Raw genomic sequence first — 18247 nt, forward strand, 5'->3', positions numbered from 1 at the left:
TCCGTGACGTCCGCGCACGTCATGACCGTTGATCGCAGAGCTGTCGCACGAAGGGACCGATATTCGTGGCGCAGCGTGTCGTGGTCACTCTCTTTGACGACATCGACGGCTCGGAAGCGGCGGAGACGATCGCCTTCGGACTCGACGGCACGTCGTACGAGATCGACCTCAATCCAGCCAATGCCAAGAAACTGCGCACGGCCCTCGCGCCGTTCGTCGAGGCCGGCCGCAAGCGGGCGAGATCCGGGAAGACCTACACACACACCGCGCTGAACCCCGACCCCGCCGCCGTCCGCGCCTGGGCCCGCTCCCACCGGATGGACATCCCGCCGCGCGGCCGCATCCCCAAGAAGGTCTACGAGGCGTTCGCCGCCTCGCACTGACGCCCGGCGGGCCCGGCGGGCGACCCCGGCGGCCCCGCCACCGGACCCCCGGGGCAACCGACTTGCGCTGACCCCCCGCTGATCAGCTAGAGTCTGGAGCACGCCGAGGGGCCAGGCCGAAAGGCCGAAACCCACGGAGTCTTGCGGGTGTAGTTCAGTAGTAGAACATCCCCCTTCCAGGGGGAAGGCGCAGTGTGCAATTCCTGTCACCCGCTCTGCATCTCTTACCGATCGCTCTTGTCGATCAGGTAGGGTGGTGCTCGCGCCGATCGGTGGAAGCCGGTCGGAGGCAATGCGGACGTAGCTCAGTTGGTAGAGCGCAACCTTGCCAAGGTTGAGGTCGCGAGTTCGAGCCTCGTCGTCCGCTCCAGAAAGTGAAGGCCCCGGTCGGTCGACCGGGGTCTTTCTCGTGCTCCGCACCCTGCCGAGCGGCGGAACGGAAGCGCGGCCGACGGCACTCGCGGACCGCAGCCGCCGGCCCGGCCCCGTGAACGGCCCCTCCCCTCCCGCCTTCCGCTGCCGTCCGGGCGCCGTCCCCCGCGTCCCGCCCCACTGACATTTGTCATGCGGAGCGATGACACGGCGCACTGCCCCGGCGCCCGGCCCGCCCGGAGGCTGAACCCATGGAAACGAACGGGCACGACCACGTGATCGAGGTCACCGACCTGCGACGGGTGTACGCGGGCGAGGGCGGGGCGTTCACCGCGGTGCGCGACGTCACGTTCTCGGTCGCCCGCGGCGAACTCTTCGCCCTCCTCGGGACGAACGGCGCGGGCAAGACGTCCACCGTCGAACTGGTCGAGGGCCTCGCGCCCCCGGCCGGCGGGCGGGTGCGCGTCCTCGGGCACGACCCCCACCGGGAACGGGCGGCGGTGCGGCCCCGGATCGGCGTGATGCTCCAGGAGGGCGGCTTCCCCTCGGAACTGACGGTCGCGGAGACCGTGCGCATGGGCGCGGGCTGCACCAGCGGGGCCCGGTCCGTCGCGGAGGCGCTGGACCTCGTCGGCCTCGACCGGCGGAGCGGGGTGCGGGTCAAGCAGCTGTCCGGGGGCGAGAAGCGGCGCCTGGACCTCGCCCTCGCGCTCCTGGGACGCCCCGAGGTGCTCTTCCTCGACGAACCCACGACCGGGCTGGACGTCGAAGGGCGCCGCGCGACCTGGGAGTTGGTCCGCGAACTGCGCCGGGCCGGGACCACGGTCCTGCTGACCACCCACTACCTGGAGGAGGCCGAGGGCCTCGCCGACCGTCTCGCGATCCTGCACGAGGGACGCGTCGCGGCCATCGGCACTCCGGCCGACGTCACCGCCGCCCAGCCCTCGCACATCTCCTTCGAGCTGCCCGAGGGCTACTTCCCGGGCGACCTGCCCCCGCTGGCCGAGCTGGGCGTGAGCGGCCACGAGACGGTCGGGCGGGTGACCAGGCTCCGGACGGACGAGCTCCAGCGGACGGCGACCGCCCTGCTGGTCTGGGCGCAGCGGGCGGGCGTCGAGCTGCGCGGGCTCGACGTGCGGGCGGCCTCGCTGGAGGAGGCGTTCCTGCGCATCGCGCGCGACGTCCCGGACGGGGACGGCCACCGACGCGAACCGGCGCCGGCCACCACCCGGCGGAAGCGGATGAAGCGGACGAAGGAGACGGCGGCATGAGCGGCATCGCACACGTCACGGAGCCGGACCGCCCGGCCCGGACCACGGCGGCGGGGCGGATGACGGCGCTGGCCCGCGCCGAGCTGATCCTGCTGGGCCGCAGCAAGGCGACCCTCGCGGCGGCGCTGTTCGTCCCGCTGGTGATGCCCTTCTCCCTCCGCTCGACCATCGGGCAGATGGACCTCGCGGACACCGGGCTCACCGTCGGATCGGTCCTCCTCCCCGCCTCGATCGGCTTCTCCCTGCTCTTCGCGGTCTACGGCTCGCTGGTGAGCGTGTACGCGGCCCGCCGGGAGGAACTCGTCCTCAAGCGGCTGCGCACCGGGGAGGCACGCGACGCGGAGATCCTCCTCGGCGCCGCCCTGCCCTCGATGGCCGTCGGCCTGGCCCAGTGCCTCGTCCTGGTCGCCGCCTGCGCCGCGACCCTCGGTGTCGGGGCACCCCGGTCGCCGCTCCTCGTCCTGCTGGGCCTGCTGCTGGGCTGGGGCACCTGGCCGGTGCTCGCCGCCGTGACCGCGAGCTTCAGCCGCAGCGTCGAAGGCGCCCAGGTCGCGGCGATGCCCCTGACGCTCGTGTCGCTGGCGGGCTCCGGCACGTTCGTCCCGATGGAGATGCTGCCCGACCGCGTCGCCTCGTTCTGCGAGCTGCTCCCCCTCACCCCGGTGATCACGCTGATCCGCGGCGGCTGGAGCGGGCACCTCTCCGCCCACGCGACGCTGGGGGCGCTCGTCACGGCGGTGGCCTGGTCGGCGCTCGCGGTGTTTGCTGTACGGCGGTGGTTCCGCTGGGAGCCACGCCGATGACCACGGACCTGGGAGCGGGCATGGACGAGCCGACCGGCTGGTGGCGCGGCAAGAGCACCCCGGCCAAGGTCGAGACGTACACCCGCTGGTCGTTCCACTTCTTCGCCGCGATCGAGATCGTCACCTTCGGTCTGCCCGCCTTCGGCAACATCCCGCGCGGCCTGTCCTGGACGCTCTTCCTGCTGATCTGCGGGCACGCCGTGCTCTGCGCGGTGACCGCGTCCCGGTCGCTGGACTGGACCCGCGGCACCCGGGAGCAGCCCCGGCGGATGCTGTTCGCCGTCGCCGCCGGCACCGCCGCGGTGGCGGTCACCTCGCTCGTGCTGTCCGGCACCGACTGGCGCCCGGCGACCGCCGACGAGGTACGGGTGGCCTTCACCCTCTTCGTCGGGGTCACCGGCTGCGGCACGGGCACGCTGGCGCTCGGCACCCGCGACCGGCGCCGGATGGTCTCCGCCGTGGTGGGCGCCGCCCTGGGCGCCGGGCTGGTCTCCTTCCCGCTCGGCTTCCCCGGTCCCGCCGCCCTGATCACCGCCGTCGCGGTCCTGCTCACCGCCGGGTTCTTCACCTTCACGGCGGCCTTCTCGGTGTGGCTGCTGAACGCCGTCTACGAACTCGACGCGGCCCGCGAGACCCGGGCCCGGCTGGCCGTGGCTGAGGAACGGCTGCGCTTCGGCCGCGACCTCCACGACGTGATGGGCCGCAACCTCGCGGTGATCGCCCTCAAGAGCGAACTGGCGGTGCAGCTCGCCCGGCGCGGACTGCCGCAGGCCGTGGACCAGATGACCGAGGTGCAGCGGATCGCCCGGGAGTCCCAGCGCGAGGTGCGGGCCGTGGTCCGGGGGTACCGGGAGGCGGACCTGAAGGCCGAACTGGCCGGGGCCCAGGGGGTGCTGACGGCGGCCGGCATCGACTGCACCGTCACCGGCGCGGCCACGGTGCTGCCCGCCCCGGTCCAGTCGGCGCTCGGCTGGGTCGTACGGGAGGCGACGACGAACGTCCTGCGGCACGGGGACGCCCGGTACTGCGCCGTCTCCCTGCGGGTGGCGGCGCGGCGGGTGACGCTGACGGTCGAGAACGACGGCGCGCCGGCCGTGGAGCCCGCGCGTACGCCACCGGACCGGGCCGCGCGGCCGGCCGGCGGATCGGGACTCGTGGGGCTGCGGGAGCGGCTGGCGGAGGTGGACGGTGTCCTGCGGACCGGGGCGAGCGGGGGACGCTTCCTGCTGACCGCGGAGGTCCCCCTGCCCCCGGACCCGCACGAGGGGCCGGCCCCGGCCGGCCGGCCGACGGACCGGCCCGCGGCGGACACCGGGGCGGCCGGCGGCACGGAACCCGGTGGCCGGGACTGCGCCCCCGCCGCCGTGCGCGCGGACGCCCACAGGGACGAACCGGACGACGACGAGAGGGGCGGGGCCGTGGACGGCGACGGCGGTGCGAGGGGCGGCGCGTTCGGGGACGGCGGGGACGGGGGGCCCCGGCCGGGCCGCACGGGGCGGGAACGGTGAGGTCGTGACGCCGGTTCCGGAGAACGCGCCGACACCCGTACGGCTGCTGCTCGCCGACGACGAGCACCTGATCCGCGGCGCGCTCGCCGCGCTGCTCGGGCTGGAGGACGACCTGGTGGTGGTCGCGGAGGCGGCGAGCGGACCCGAGGCGCTGGCGATGGCTCGGGCCCACGCGCCCGACGTCGCCGTCCTGGATCTTCAGATGCCGGGGGCCGACGGTGTGAGGGTGGCCACATCCCTGCGCACCGAACTGCCGGACTGTCAGGTACTGATCGTCACGAGTCACGGCAGACCGGGACATCTGAAGCGGGCGCTCGCGGCGGGGGTGCGCGGGTTCGTCCCGAAGACGGTCAGCGCCCAGCGGCTCGCGGAGATCATCCGCACGGTGCACGCGGGAAGCCGTTACGTGGACCCCGAGTTGGCGGCCGACGCCATCTCGGCCGGGGACTCGCCGCTCACCGCGCGCGAGGCCGAGGTGCTCGAATTCGCCGCCGACGGGGCGTCCGTGGCGGAGATCGCGGAACGCGCCGCGCTGTCCCAGGGGACGGTGCGGAACTATCTGTCGTCCGCCGCGTCCAAACTCGGCGCCGAGAACCGCCATGCGGCGGTGCGTCTCGCGCATCGGCGAGGTTGGGTATAGTGGCTGTCGCGCCACGGCGCAGTGCGGACGTAGCTCAGTTGGTAGAGCGCAACCTTGCCAAGGTTGAGGTCGCGAGTTCGAGCCTCGTCGTCCGCTCCGGAGAAGAAGCCCCCCGACCTCGGTCGGGGGGCTTCGTCGTGCGCGCCACCGGAGGACCGGCCCCCAACGCACGCACCCGGCGATCGGGGCACCGCCTGGACGCGCCGGCGATCCGGGCGAGTGGACGGGGATTCACCGGCGGACGGGCCGGCGCCCGGGGGAACGGGCGCACGGCGACGCGCTCCGGCCCTCCGCGTCCGTCCACCGCGGGCGTGCCCGCGAGGGACGGGCACGCCCGCGGGCGACGGGCCGGACGGCGGCGGACGGCGGGCCTCCGGACAGGGCCGGGACCAGGACGACGAAACGGCCGCCCCGCACCAGGTCCGGCTGGCGCCGGCATCAGGTCCAGCTGGTGCCGGTGAGGCGCTCGAACGCCTCGACGTACTTCGCCCGGGTGGCGGCCACGACGTGCTCGGGCAGGGCCGGCGGCGGCTGCTCGCTCTTGCGGTCCCAGCCGGACTCCGCGGAGGTGAGCCAGTCGCGCACGTACTGCTTGTCGAAGGACGGCTGGGCGCGGCCCGGTTCCCAGGCGTCGGCCGGCCAGAAGCGGGACGAGTCCGGCGTCAGCACCTCGTCGGCGAGCACGAGCGTGTCGCCGTCGTACCCGAACTCGAACTTCGTGTCCGCGAGGATGATCCCCCGCTCGCGGGCGATGTCACGGGCCCGGCCGTAGACGGCGAGGGTCGCCTGCCGCAGCTCGGCCGCGCTGTCGGCGCCGACCTGACGGGCCACCTCCTCGTAGGACACGTTCTCGTCGTGCTCGCCCACGGCGGCCTTGGTGGCGGGGGTGAAGATCGGCGAGGGCAGTTCCGAACCGTCGACGAGGCCCTCGGGGAGGGCGAGACCGCAGACGGTGCGGGAGGCGTTGTACTCCACGAGGCCCGAGCCGGTCAGGTAGCCGCGGGCCACGCACTCCACCGGCGCCATGCGCAGGGACTTGCAGATCAGGGTGCGGCCCGCCCAGTCGGCGGGGGCACCGGGCGGGAGCTCGGTGCTCAGCACGTGGTTCGGCGCCAGCTCGGCGAGCTGGTCGAACCACCACAGCGAGAGCTGGGTGAGCGTACGGCCCTTGTCGGGGATCTCGGTGGGGAGAACCCAGTCGTAGGCGGAGATGCGGTCGCTGGCCACCATCACGAGGTCGCCCGCCTCGTTCCGGTACAGGTCGCGCACCTTGCCGGTGTGCAGATGCACCAGACCCGGCACCTGCTGCGGCTCGGGCTTTTCGACGAATCCGGACACGGTTCCTCCCCGTGGTTCTGTCCAAGTGGCTCGATTCTCCCGTATGGGACGGGCGGCGGCGGACCGGGGGCGCGCCGCGACCGGGATGCCGACGCCCTCGGACCGCGGGTCCGGCGGCGTGGACGGGCGGGCCGGCCTCAGTCGTGTTTGCAGATGCGGTCGAGGAGGTTGGCGGTCGCCCGCTGGATGCGGGCGTCCACGTGCCCGGGCCGGTCGAGCGCCGGCGACCACGCGAACGTCCCGGACGCGAAGACGAGCGCGCCGGACGGAGCCCGGTAGAGCGAGGTCTCCTGGTGCCGGGAGACACCCTCACCGTCCGGATACGGGGAGTGGGCGAGCAGGATGCGGGCCTGGTGCTCGGGCAGGGGGGTGCGCGGGAAGTAACGGTCCGCCTCACCGGCGACCATGCCGTCCACCTCGTCGCCCTCGTGCGCGCCGGTGGCCTCCCACAGCCAGTGGTCGGCGTTGCGCACGACGAGGGGCCGCGGTTCGGGGACCCGGCCCGCGTACTGGATGCCGATGAGCTGCTGTTCCGGGCGGTCGATCTCGCGCCACAAGGCGGGCCTGCCCGGACCGCGACGCTTGCGGCAGGTCAGCAGCCGGTCCGGGACACCCGACGGGGACGGCCCCAACTCGACCTGCCAGTACATGGTGTTGGCGGAGAGGAACACCAGCGAGGTGCCGTGCTCGCGGGCGCGCTCCGCGGTGCGGCGCATCTGCTGCGACCAGTACTCGTCGTGGCCCGGGAAGACCAGGCCCCGGTAGCGGGTCGGGTCGACACGGCCGGCGTGCAGGTCGCGGGCGTCCGCGTAGGCGAGGTCGTAGCCGTAGCGCTCGGCCCAGCGGATGAAGTCGTAGGCGTGGCCGACGTGGAGGGGCAGGCCCGCGCCGGCGTAGGGGCGGTCGAAGGAGACCGTCGTCGCCGCGTCGGCCTCGCCGAGCAGCCGGCCGTTCGCGTCCCAGGCGTGGTAGAGGCTCGCCCCGGTGCGGCCGTCCTCGGGGTACAGGTTGTACGCCTGCCACGTGATGTCCGGGAGCAGCAGGAGCAGGTCGGCCGTGCGGTCGTCGCGGACGGTGAAGGGGACGTGGGAGCGGTAGCCGTCGGCCGTGGTGAGGACGGCGACGTACGCGCCCACGCTCCAGTAGGAGGGGATCTGCAGGCGCCAGGACAGCCACCAGTGGTGGCAGGAGACCGTGCGGTCGGCGGCGAGCGGGGCGGGCTGCACGATGCCGGACAGCCGCGGGCTCGTGGTGATCTTGCTGGCGCCGTCGCCTCCGTAGTGCCCGATGCGGTAGATGTCGACGGCGAATTCCTGTGGTGGGTCGACGGTGACGTGGAAGTCGATGGACTCGCCCGGGGCGGCGGCACCGGTGCTGGTGAACCCCTTGATCTGCCGGTGCACGTCGTCCGCCGAACGCGGGCCGCCGGGACCGGAGCGCGTCGCCCGGTTCCCCGAGGTGGCGCGCGGCGCCGGGATGCGCGACCCGGCGGTGCCGGGAAGCGGGGCGGGGGCGGTGTCGGTGTCCAGGTACCAGGGAACGACATGGCCGGTGTCGTCGAAGTACGTCTCGCTGCCGCGGAGCCAGGGGACCGGGCCCTGGCCGAAGGGGTCCGTGACGGCGTGTGCGAGTGCGCCCGACTCCCAGCGGCGGATCTGCTCCGACCCCATGCCGGTCCCCTCCCTCGTGCCCCCGTCGTGCGGCAAGCCCGCGCGCTCGCGCGCGATCGGTCCCAGCACATCACATTACGCACGCACCCCGTCACCGTTCGTCGCGAATTGGCGTGAGGGGAACGGACCGCTCCGACCCGGTCACCGGCGGCTGCGAACAGTGTGCGGCCGAACGACCGGCGAAGCACCGCGCAGGACCGGACGAACCGGATGTACGGGCCGTCGCGGGCGGGCCTTGCCGAAGCACGTGCCGCAGGCCGCCCACCCCCCGCCGCCCGGTCCCGCCCGACACGGTCCGCCCGACGCCGGCCCAACCGGGGCAGCTCGCAGCCGCTCGGGTCGGCCGGCCCGGGTCAGACCAGCCTGACCGGCTTCTCCGGGCGGACGCCGAGCCGGCGGAGCCACTCCCGCAGCGGGCCGGGGTCGCCGGTCTCCACGAGAGTGAGGACGCGGGGCCCGAGATCGGCGGCCCGCTCGCCGGCGACGAGCAGGGACGGACCGTCCAGCCAGTCGAGCCCCGGGGTCGCCCCCGCGGTGTCCATCGCGGCACAGCAGACCATCGCGGTGACGTGATCGGCGAGCAGATCACGGCCGCTGCGGGGCGGCTGGAGCGGGAACAGGGGCAGGGTCCCGTCGTCCCAGAGGACGTGGTCGGGCCCCTGCTGCTCCGCCGCTCCGCCGGTCGGCGCCGGAGCCGCGGCCTCCTCGCGGGCCACCTCGGCGGTGAGCCCGGCCGCGAGAGCCGCCGTCCGTTCGTTCCCGACGGCGAGATCCGGGTCGTCGTCCTCGGTCTCGCTCTCCGGGACGGCCGCGGTCGGCGCGAGGCCGTCCCCGTCGGCGCCGAACCCGCCCGCTTCCTCGCGACCGACAGCGGTGACGGCGCCGTCGCCGGTGTCCGGAGCGGTGTCGGGAGCGGCGGTGCCCCCGGCGTCCGGGGCGTTTCCGTCGCCGGTGTCCGGAACCGTGTCGGGGGCGGCGGTGCCCCCGAGGTCCGGGGCGCTTCCGCCGGCCGTGTCGGCGATGGCGACCGTGTCGTCGGCATCCGGGGCGGTGCCGCCGGTGGCGCCGGGTGTGATGCCGCCGGCGGTGGTGATCGCGTCGTGCTCCTCCGGCCGGGGCGACCCGGCGGCGGTCTCCGGCGCGGGCTCCGGTGTCGGCCGCTCCTGCGGTGGTGGCGACGTGGTCAGGTGGTCCAGCACTCGCGCCAGCGTCGGGCCGCCCGCCTCGGGCAGGCCGGGACCGGCGGGGTGCCGGACTCCGAGCGCGTCCAGCACCCGGTGCAGCCGCGCCGCGTCGGTACGCCAGGTGCGGTCGACGACCTCGTCCGGATAGTCCTGCCAGTCCACGGGCGCCCAGTCCGGGCCGACCTCGGCAGGACCGCCGTGGAAAAGCCGGGCGGCGAGCAGCGAGGTGGCCTCGTCGACCGCGCCGGGCTCCTCCAGCAGGTCGCACGCGGGCCGCTCCCCGAGCCGGGAGGTGAACCCCTCGGCCAGCCGGTCGCGGCGGGACAGCTCGGTCAGCGCGGCGACCACGCCCACGTCCAGGCGGGAGGGCCAGCGCCCCATCCGCCAGGCGGGCAGCGCGACCCGGGTCAGCAGGCGGTCCCAGCCCGCGTAGGCGAGGCCGACCTGTTCCTGCGCGACGATCCGCACGCCGTAGTCCACCGCCTGTGCCCGTTCGGCCGCCGCGGCGGCGACACCCCGCTCCATCTCGGCGGCGTGGACCCGGCAGCCGCGCAGCAGCAGGCGCGTCACCCAGCCCACCGCGGCCGGGACCGCACGGGCCAGCGGGCCCCGGCCCGACGCGGAGGTCACGGCCACGGCCGCGTCCAGCCCGCGGACGAAGCGGCGGGCCGCGGCTATGTCCGGGTGGGCCGAGGGGCCCGTACCGGCGACGACCGGGGCGAGGACCGCGCGCAGTTCGCCGACGCGCATCCACCACAGGAACGGAGAGCCGATGACGAGGACGGGAGCGGCCGGTGCGCGCCGCCCGCCGTCCGCCGCCCCGGATCGGCCGGTGCCCGGACCGGCGGTTCCCCCGGATTCCGGGCCGTCCGTCCGAGCGGCGCCCGGTGCGAAGCGGCGGTGCGCCCGGTGGGTGCGGTCCTCCAGCCAGCTGTCGCAGTCGGGCGTCAGGGCTATCGCGGACGGTGCGGGGACGTCGAGGCGGTCGGCCAGGTCGCGGACCATGCGGTACAGATCGGGGGCCGACGCCTCGGACACCGGGACCGTCGGGCTCATCGCGGGCCGCGCCCGGGTGATCACCAGCGCCACACCCGCCGCGGCGAGCAGCACGACGGCGGCGACGACCGTCACGACCCGGCGGACGGTCCCCCACGGCCCGCCGGCGATGTGGCCGGTGGCGCCACCGACGAGCAGCACGACGGCGAGGGCCGCGGGCAGCAGGGCGACGGCCACCGCCCGGCTGCGGATGCGCAGCACGGCGAGAGCCCGGGAGCGCGCGGCCTGCGCGCCCACCTCCACACCCATACCGGTCACGACCGGACGTCACCCCCTACTGTCCGCCGGTCCCCGGCCTTCACGCGGCCGGTGCCGACGGCTGTCCTGGCGTTGGTCACTCCCCCACTGTGGCACTCGCCGCCGACATCGCAATGCCGGTGGGCCAAGTGCCGGAATGCTTTCGCCGCACCCTAGTTGGGGGCCCGGCCCCAGTCAGCCGGATAGGCCATCGGTCACCCGATGGAATGGCTCTGGGGAGAGGTGGATGACAGTCGGCGATGATCAGGCCCCCGGTTTCCGTGCGGAAACAGCCAGGTGGAGGGGGCGGGATCCGGACACGACGGAGCCCCGGACTCCACCGCCTGGGGTCCGGGGCCCGCTCTCGCCGTACGGGGCCGGGGGCTATGCCTCGGCCGCCGCCTTCGCCGCGATGTCCGTGCGGTGCTGCGAGCCGTCGAGACCGATGCGGGCGACCGCCGCGTAGGCGCGCTCGCGGGCCTCGGCGAGGCCGGAACCGGTCGCCGTGACCGAGAGCACCCGCCCGCCGGCGCTGACCACCGTGTCACCGTCGTGCCGGGTGCCGGCGTGCAGGACGTACGCGTGAGGGGCGTCCTGGGCGGCCACCGCCTCCAGGCCGGTGATCGGATCTCCCGTGCGCGGGGTGTCCGGATAGTTGTGCGAGGCCACGACCACGGTGACGGCGGCGTCGTCGCTCCAGCGCAGCGGTTCCAGATCGGCGAGAGTGCCGGTCGCGGAGGCCAGCAGGACACCGGAGAGCGGGGTCTTGAGCCGGGCGAGGACGACCTGCGTCTCGGGGTCGCCGAAGCGGGCGTTGAACTCGATGACGCGTACGCCGCGACGCGTGATCGCCAGGCCCGCGTAGAGGAGACCGGAGAACGGGGTGCCGCGGCGGCGCAGCTCGTCGACGGTCGGCTGGAGGACGGTGTCCATGACCTCGTCCACCAGCTTCGGGTCCGCCCAGGGCAGCGGAGAGTACGCGCCCATGCCGCCGGTATTGGGGCCCTCGTCGCCGTCCAGCGCCCGCTTGAAGTCCTGGGCGGGCTGGAGCGGGACGACGGTGGTGCCGTCGGTGATCGCGAAGAGGGACACCTCGGGCCCGTCGAGGAACTCCTCGACAACCACGCGGTCGCAGGCCGCCGCGTGCGCGCGGGCCGCGTCGAGGTCGTCGGTCACGACGACGCCCTTGCCCGCCGCGAGTCCGTCGTCCTTGACGACGTACGGAGCGCCGAAGGCGTCGAGCGCCTCCTCGGCCTCCTCGGGGGTCGTGCAGACGTAGGAGCGCGCCGTGGGGACGCCGGCACCCGCCATCACGTCCTTGGCGAAGGCCTTGGAGCCCTCCAGCCGCGCGGCCTCCCGGGACGGGCCGAAGCAGGGGATGCCCGCCGCGCGCACGGCGTCGGCGACACCGGCGACCAGCGGGGCCTCCGGACCCACGATCACCAGTCCGGCGCCGAGTTCCGCGGCCAGTGCGGCCACGGCGGCGCCGTCGAGGGCGTCGACCGCGTGCAGCTCCGCCAGCTCCGCGATCCCCGCGTTGCCGGGAGCGCAGTGGAGGGCGGTGACGCCGGGGTCGAGGGACAGGGAGCGGCACAGGGCGTGTTCGCGGGCGCCGCCACCGATGACAAGGACCTTCACGGGGTCAGCCTAGCCGCCGCCCGAGGCTGCCCTTGTGCGGGCTTCCGAAGACGCCCGCCCGCGGGGTTGGTGCGATCCTCCGAGCGGAAGGGGCCCGAGGCGGAGGGAGACGAGGCGCCGGGGCACCGGCGCGGGGCGTGCCTGGGCACCGGCACGGGCAGCCGAGAAGCCGGGAGCGGGAGACACAGGTGAGCTGGCCGGCCGCCCGATCGGACCGGCGGAACCGAGCGGGCGGAGGGCACCCCGCGTGGACGGAGGCGGCGGCCGACCGGACGGCCCGACGAACCCGGCCGGCACGACCGGACGTGGGGGCCGACCGACCGGACGTGGGGCCGACCGACCCGACGCGGCGGCCGTCCGGGCGTCGTCGCGCGCGGGAGCCCCGCCGCCCCGGCGGGCGGGCCGTGAGCCGGCGGACCGGCCCGGCGCTCACTCGTTGGAGAACTCCTCCATGACCGTGGCGCCCAGTTCGCGGACGATCAGGTCGTGGCCCGAGAGGGCTGACTCGTCCAGGTCGGGGTCGTCGTCCTCCGGGATGTCGTCCTCGGGGGAGACCGGAGGGGGTTCGGGGGCCGGCGGGGGCGTCGGCGCGGACGAGCCCCCGCCCGGCGCGTGCCCGGCGGGCGGTCCGCTCTGCGGGGCGGGCGACGGCGGTGCCGGTGCCGACGGCTGGGGAGCGGGGCGCCGGCCCGACGCCGGCGCCCCGTGGCCCGCCGCACCCTGGCCGCCTCCGCCGCCGTAGCCGCCTCCGCCGTAGCCGCCTCCGGCCGGCGGGGCCGCCGGGGCGGCGCCGCCGGCGGCGTCCACGACCGCCTCGACCTTCCACTGCACGTTGAACTGCTCCGACAGCGCCTGGCGCAGCACGTCCTCGCTGCCGCTGCTCGCGAAGTTGTCGCGCGCTCCCGCGTTCACGAAGCCGATTTGGAGGGTCGAGCCGTCGAAGCCGGTGATCTGTGCGTTCTGGCTGAGCAGGATCCAGGTGAAGCGGCGGCGGTTCTTCACCGCCTCCAGGATGTTCGGCCAGAGCGTGCGGGGGTCGGGGCCGCCCGGGGCCGGCGCCTGCGCGGGCGCCGTGGCGGCGGGCTGCTGAGGGGCGGGAGGCCCGGCGGGGGTCTGCGCCTGCTGCGGCGGGCGCCCGCCGCCCGCCGGGGCCGCGGTGGGCCAGCCGCCGGGCCGCCTGCCGCTGCCGGCGGGCGCCGCGGTGGGCCAGGCACCCGGAGCGGCTCCGGCGGCGGGAGCGGCCGGAGCCTGCTCGGGCGGGGCGGGGGCAGGCTGCGGGACGGGCGCGGGGGCCGGCGTCGGGGGGCCGGTCGGCGCGCTCTCGGGCGGGGGCGCGGAGGCCGGTCCGGCTCCCGTGCCGGCGCCCGCCGGCGCTGCTCCGCCCGAGCCGGGTCCGCCCCCGGCGCCGCGCGCCGCGGCGCGGGCCGCCGCGAGACCGCCGCCCGCCGGAACGGCCGGTCCGGCGGCCTCGGCCGGCCCGGCCTGGTGCGCCGCCGGGCCGTGCGCCTCGGGACCGGGGACGTACCCCATGGCGGGGGCGGTCGCGCCCCCGGAGAAGTTCACCCCGCGCTCGATGCGGTCGAGCCGGGCCATGACGGACCGCTCGTCGCCGTAGGCGGCGGGGAGCAGGACGCGCGCGCAGATCAGTTCGAGCTGGAGGCGGGGCGAGGTGGCGCCGCGCATCTCCGTCAGCCCGTCGTTCACGAGGTCGGCGGCGCGGCTCAGCTCGGCGGCGCCGAAGACTCCCGCCTGGGCCTGCATCCGCTCCACGACGTCGAGCGGGGCGTCGATGAGGCCCTTCTCCGCGGCGTCCGGCACCGCCGCGAGGATCACCAGGTCCCGCAGCCGCTCCAGCAGGTCGGCGACGAACCGCCGCGGGTCGTTGCCGCCCTCGATGACGCGGTCCACCACCTCGAAGGCGGCGGCGCCGTCCCCCGCCGCGAACGCCTCGACCACGGAGTCCAGCAGCGAGCCGTCCGTGTACCCGAGGAGCGACGTCGCCATGGCGTACGTCACACCGTCGTCGGCGGCGCCGGCCAGCAGCTGGTCCATCACGGACATGGAGTCCCGCACCGACCCGGCGCCGGCCCGGACGACCAGGGGCAGCACGCCGTCCTCGACGGGGATGCCCTCCTGCCCGCAGACCTGGCCCAGGTAGTCCCGCAGGGTGCCGGGGGGCACGAGCCGGAAGGGGTAGTGGTGGGTCCGCGACCGGATCGTCCCGATGACCTTCTCGGGCTCGGTCGTGGCGAAGATGAACTTGAGGTGCTCCGGGGGTTCCTCGACGACCTTCAGCAGCGCGTTGAAGCCGGCCGACGTGACCATGTGGGCCTCGTCGATGATGTAGATCTTGTACCGGCTGCTCGCGGGACCGAAGAACGCCTTCTCTCGCAGGTCGCGGGCGTCGTCCACACCGCCGTGCGAGGCCGCGTCGATCTCGATGACGTCGATCGAGCCGGGTCCGTTGCGTGCGAGGTCGCGGCAGGAGCGGCACTCCCCGCACGGTGCCGGGGTCGGGCCCTGCTCGCAGTTCAGGCAGCGGGCCAGGATGCGCGCGCTGGTCGTCTTGCCGCATCCGCGCGGACCGCTGAACAGGTACGCGTGATTGACCCGGTTGTTCCGCAGCGCCTGCTGCAACGGGTCGGTGACATGTTCCTGCCCGATGACCTCGGCGAACGACTCCGGGCGATAGCGGCGGTACAGCGCGAGAGACGACACGCCTACGAGGTTATAGGCGCCCGCTGACAAGCAGGACCGTCCGCGGGCCTTCCCCGACGTGACCCCGGACTCGGTCCCCGCCCTCGGGGCGCGACGGGGCGGAGCGGCCCCCGCCGCCCCTCTCGCCCCGGCACGCCGCGGGCGGCGGGCGAACCGGGGAGATGCCGGTGAACCTGGGAGGCACGGGTGAGCCGGGGAGATGCCGGTTGCCGGTGAACCTGGGAGGCGCGGGTGAACCGGGGAGATGCCGGTGAACCCGGGAGGCACGGGTGAACCGGGGAGATGCTGGTGAACCGGGGAGATGCCGGTGAACCCGGGAGGTGCGGTGAACCGGGGAGCACGGGAGCGGGGCGGCGACACCCGGTCCGGGAACGCAAGCGCCCCCCACGCACCCGCCAGAGCCAACCTACCCTTGCTGCCTTCCGGCCCTGGGGGAGTTCAGTCAGATAGCGCCACGTGAGGGGCTCCACACAGGGTACAGGATCCCGCGGGCGGGAACGAGTTCGCGAGCACTCCTCAACGTCTTGTATTGTTTGCCGCGGAGGATTCGCCTAGAGGCCTAGGGCGCACGCTTGGAAAGCGTGTTGGGGGCAACCCCTCACGAGTTCGAATCTCGTATCCTCCGCCAGTGCCTCACCGGGCACGATGTCGAAGGGCCCCGCTGCTTGCAGCGGGGCCCTTCGTCGTTGTCCGTCTCAGTTTTCGTCTCAGTTGGATTTTTCCTGGGCTCCGGGCAGCTCCCACAGCGCTTGCCCGACCTGCTGCGCGACCTGCCGGAGCATCGGTCCCGTGACGTGCATGTACCGAGCGCGCATCCGGGCCGCTCCCCCGGGCTCCCATCCCATGATCGCGTCGACCACGACGTCCGGGACGCCGAGAATCAGGAGCACGGTCGCCGCAGTGTGGCGAGCATCGTGCAGCCGCCCGTCCCGAACGCCCGCATCCCCAAGAAGCCGCTTCCAGACGTGGAAGTCCGTGTTCGGGCTCAGCGGCCCACCGATCGGCGAGGCGAAGACGTACCCCTTGCCCTCCCAGTCCGCAACGGCCGCGATCCGCTCGCGCTCCTGGACCTCCTGGTGCTGCCGGAGAATCTTGATCAGCGGATCTGGCAGACCGATCGTCCGGCGTCCTGCCCGCGACTTCGTGGACTTGTGCTCACGCCGGGTCTGCTCCCGCGTCGGGCAGTAGCCGGCCTTCCGGCCGCATGGATCGTCCCCACAGCCATGCGCGTACTTGGGTCGAAGTCTGTTCTTCCGGATGCGGACGTATCCCGCGTCGAGGTCGACGTCCTCCCAGTGCAGCCCGAGCGCTTCCCCCTGCCGAAGCCCGAGCGCCAGGGCGACCACCCAGCGCGCGCTGTTGCGGAGCTTGGCCGCCTCGACGAGCAGGCTCTGCACCTCCTCGATCGTGAACGGCTCGATGTCCTCCTCCTCAAGCCCCGGCTGCGCTCCGCTCTGCCGGGCGCGCTCCCGGCTCCGCTGCGGGCGCCGCTCCTGCCTTCGGCCCGCTCCGCCCGCGCTGCGCCGACGCGCGCCGACATGTGGATAGGGCCGGTGGCCATGAGGTGATCACCGCATAGAGCGACCCGCGGTCAAGACAGTGCCTCCGGCGGGGGATCGGCCGGCACCGGGATGGAGGGGGCGCCGTTCCCGACCGCGGGGCCGTAGGGGCGTGCGTGGGGAGCTCCCATCCCGTCCACCGCCGACCCAGGCAGAGCCGAGCGGACGAGGCCCAGGGCGTCAAGGTCGTTCGTACAGTGGCGCGCTCCACCTTGACGCCCTGAACCACGCCCGCTCCACGGTGTGTGGGTCGACGACGGACGGGATGGGAGCGGGGTAATTGGTGGTGACGGTTGTGTCTGTCCGTCTGGCGTGAGACAGCACGTCAAGACACCGACCGCCCGCGCCCCTAGACTGGCAGATAGAAGATGACGATCCACCCAGATCGCCCCTCACGGCCGCATGCAGGCCGATCATCCAGACAAGGACGAGGGGAAATGTTCAAGCGCAACCCAGATAAGGCAGCCGCTCGTGCCGCCCGACGCGAAGTGCAGCACAGCGAGGAAGCCGCACTGAAGACGTGGCGGGCGGCCCACCTCGCCGAGAAGGAACTGAATCAAGCGGCCTTGCTGCACCTCTGGCCCCGTTCCCGCCAGGGCATGACTCCCTTGGGCCCGATACAGGGCGGCAGCGCTGAATTCTTCGATGCCGATGCCCATAAGGCATGGACCGCAACACGACTCATCGCAGGTGCTACCACCATGGGTACGGCTGCGATCGCCGCAGGCCGGAAGAATAAGGGCGCTGCCGCAATCAACATCCGATTCGGCAACGGAGCCGTGCAGTCCTTCACTGTCAAGCCCGACCCGACATCCCTGCGCGCAGCGAACAGGTACGTGACGGCCTTCAACGCCCTGGCGGCTCAGTTGGCGACCGAGGGGCCTCCAGCGTCTGACACCAATGCCTGACACCAACAGGCGCGGACTCCGGCGGTCAGCTCTGGACCCCGGCGGATCATCGGTCGAGGGTTTCAGGCTGTCGGCCGACGCCATTACCACCCCGTGTCGACCTGATAAGGATGAGGCCACAGGTTCAAGTGTCGGACCAGATGGGTGGCGCATCTTGCTGGGGTGCACCCGAGGCGCGGTCGGCCGGCCGAGCGATGCGAGCCCGGCTGTCAGCCCCAAGTGCTAGAACACCCGTATGACGTACAGATTCACGGCGCAGTTCGCATGCGGGCTCGACGATCCGGACCAGGATGACTGCATGATGGCCGGGGTGGCCGAGTCGGACGCCGAGGAGGCCTTTTCCCTGTTGTTCATGTGCGACTTCGACGAGCCCGACGCGCAGGAAGTAAGCCTCGGCACGGACACACACTGTCTCGTTACACCCGACCAGGGCACCGCCTATGGCTGTGTGCGGGAAGTGGAACTGGACGGCGATGTGCTGCGGGTGACCTTGGACCCCTCGTCCTTGGATGCCCTTGGCTTGGCCGATCCCGTCGTGGAGGCCTTGCTTCGGGCGCCGACAGCGGACGTGGCGCGTATGCGCGAGGTTCTGCCGCGCATCCTGGCGTACGGGCGTACGGATGCTCGCCCAAGCCTGATCAAGCTGTAGCGCGTTACAGCAGCGGAGTACAGCAACCACAGCAACCGCGCGCACTCGGCAGTGCCCTCGAAAGGTCGCGCCACGACCGGTACGACCGTTCGCGACCGACCTGCATAGAGCTACGGATCAGAAGGCTGCCGCCTGGACGTGAACTTACGGTTCTCTGGCCAGACACCTACCTTTGGCCCGCAGCTTCCAAGCCTGAGTGGCCTCGACTGCGGGTGGGGCTGCCGAGCCGGTTTGTCGAAGCCGACGGCTACAGTCCGGGCATGCTGCTGCCACGCCCGGACGAGGAGGCCGAAGGCCCGTACGACGCCGGGTA

At 73.8% G+C, this 18247-nt stretch carries 12 protein-coding genes, 4 tRNA genes, 1 other RNA gene and 1 pseudogene; 11 read left to right on the plus strand and 7 right to left on the minus strand.

What is annotated here, in order from left to right:
* The first annotated feature begins 65 nt into the window (after positions 1-65).
* The 8 genes from ACGFS9_RS09105 (at position 66) to ACGFS9_RS09140 (ending at position 5073) form a co-directional block, all read left to right on the plus strand.
* The gene (locus tag ACGFS9_RS09105; protein WP_393251698.1) at positions 66-383 is read left to right on the plus strand and encodes an Lsr2 family protein; all 318 of its coding nucleotides are present in this window, start codon (positions 66-68) and stop codon (positions 381-383) included.
* Between the two features lie 143 nt (positions 384-526).
* Positions 527-598 (plus strand) — tRNA-Gly (locus ACGFS9_RS09110).
* A 79-nt stretch (positions 599-677) separates the two neighbouring features.
* A tRNA-Gly gene (locus tag ACGFS9_RS09115) sits at positions 678-753 on the plus strand.
* Positions 754-1006: 253 nt separating this feature from the next.
* A complete protein-coding gene (locus tag ACGFS9_RS09120) occupies positions 1007-2026 on the plus strand; it encodes an ABC transporter ATP-binding protein (protein ID WP_393251699.1) in 1020 nt (339 codons plus the stop codon).
* The gene (locus tag ACGFS9_RS09125; protein ID WP_393251700.1) at positions 2023-2829 is read left to right on the plus strand and encodes an ABC transporter permease; all 807 of its coding nucleotides are present in this window, start codon (positions 2023-2025) and stop codon (positions 2827-2829) included. Before ACGFS9_RS09120 ends, ACGFS9_RS09125 begins: the two co-directional genes overlap by 4 nt.
* A 20-nt stretch (positions 2830-2849) precedes the next feature.
* Entirely contained in the window at positions 2850-4337 is a 1488-nt protein-coding gene (locus ACGFS9_RS09130; RefSeq protein WP_393252072.1) for a sensor histidine kinase, read from the plus strand.
* Between the two features lie 4 nt (positions 4338-4341).
* Positions 4342-4977 carry a response regulator gene (locus tag ACGFS9_RS09135; RefSeq protein ID WP_393251701.1) on the plus strand — a complete coding sequence of 212 codons (636 nt, stop codon included), beginning with the start codon at positions 4342-4344 and terminating at the stop codon, positions 4975-4977.
* Between the two features lie 23 nt (positions 4978-5000).
* Positions 5001-5073 (plus strand) — tRNA-Gly (locus tag ACGFS9_RS09140).
* 342 nt (positions 5074-5415) lie between these two features.
* Here ACGFS9_RS09140 and ACGFS9_RS09145 read toward each other — a convergent pair.
* The 6 genes from ACGFS9_RS09145 to ffs form a co-directional block, all read right to left on the minus strand.
* Positions 5416-6315 carry a phosphoribosylaminoimidazolesuccinocarboxamide synthase gene (locus ACGFS9_RS09145; RefSeq protein WP_393251702.1) on the minus strand — a complete coding sequence of 300 codons (900 nt, stop codon included), beginning with the start codon at positions 6313-6315 and terminating at the stop codon, positions 5416-5418.
* A 137-nt stretch (positions 6316-6452) separates the two neighbouring features.
* The gene (locus tag ACGFS9_RS09150; RefSeq protein WP_393251703.1) at positions 6453-7985 is read right to left on the minus strand and encodes a N,N-dimethylformamidase beta subunit family domain-containing protein; all 1533 of its coding nucleotides are present in this window, start codon (positions 7983-7985) and stop codon (positions 6453-6455) included.
* Between the two features lie 353 nt (positions 7986-8338).
* Positions 8339-10474, minus strand: a complete 2136-nt coding sequence (locus ACGFS9_RS09155) for a hypothetical protein (RefSeq protein WP_393252074.1) — start codon at positions 10472-10474, stop codon at positions 8339-8341.
* Positions 10475-10846: 372 nt separating this feature from the next.
* Positions 10847-12100 carry a phosphoribosylamine--glycine ligase gene (gene purD / locus ACGFS9_RS09160; RefSeq protein WP_393251704.1) on the minus strand — a complete coding sequence of 418 codons (1254 nt, stop codon included), beginning with the start codon at positions 12098-12100 and terminating at the stop codon, positions 10847-10849.
* Positions 12101-12529: 429 nt separating this feature from the next.
* Positions 12530-14818: a DNA polymerase III subunit gamma and tau gene (locus ACGFS9_RS09165; protein ID WP_393251705.1), complete on the minus strand. Its 2289-nt coding sequence runs from the start codon at positions 14816-14818 to the stop codon at positions 12530-12532.
* A gap of 370 nt (positions 14819-15188) precedes the next feature.
* Positions 15189-15287, minus strand: an RNA gene (gene ffs / locus ACGFS9_RS09170) — signal recognition particle sRNA small type.
* 71 nt (positions 15288-15358) lie between these two features.
* Between ffs and ACGFS9_RS09175 the strand changes: the two genes are divergently transcribed.
* Positions 15359-15446: transfer RNA gene (locus ACGFS9_RS09175), tRNA-Ser, on the plus strand.
* A gap of 79 nt (positions 15447-15525) precedes the next feature.
* Here ACGFS9_RS09175 and ACGFS9_RS09180 read toward each other — a convergent pair.
* A pseudogene (locus ACGFS9_RS09180) lies at positions 15526-16260 on the minus strand (tyrosine-type recombinase/integrase); the annotation flags it as partial.
* Positions 16261-16814: 554 nt separating this feature from the next.
* On the opposite strand from ACGFS9_RS09180, the gene ACGFS9_RS09185 reads away from it, so the two are divergent.
* Entirely contained in the window at positions 16815-17285 is a 471-nt protein-coding gene (locus tag ACGFS9_RS09185) for a hypothetical protein (RefSeq protein WP_393251706.1), read from the plus strand.
* A gap of 235 nt (positions 17286-17520) precedes the next feature.
* Positions 17521-17934, plus strand: coding sequence for an Imm10 family immunity protein (locus ACGFS9_RS09190; protein WP_393251707.1), 414 nt, complete (start codon positions 17521-17523; stop codon positions 17932-17934).
* Positions 17935-18247: the final 313 nt, after the last annotated feature.

It is taken from the genome of Streptomyces sp. NPDC048566, from assembly GCF_043199735.1.
Taxonomy (GTDB): Bacteria; Actinomycetota; Actinomycetes; order Streptomycetales; family Streptomycetaceae; genus Streptomyces.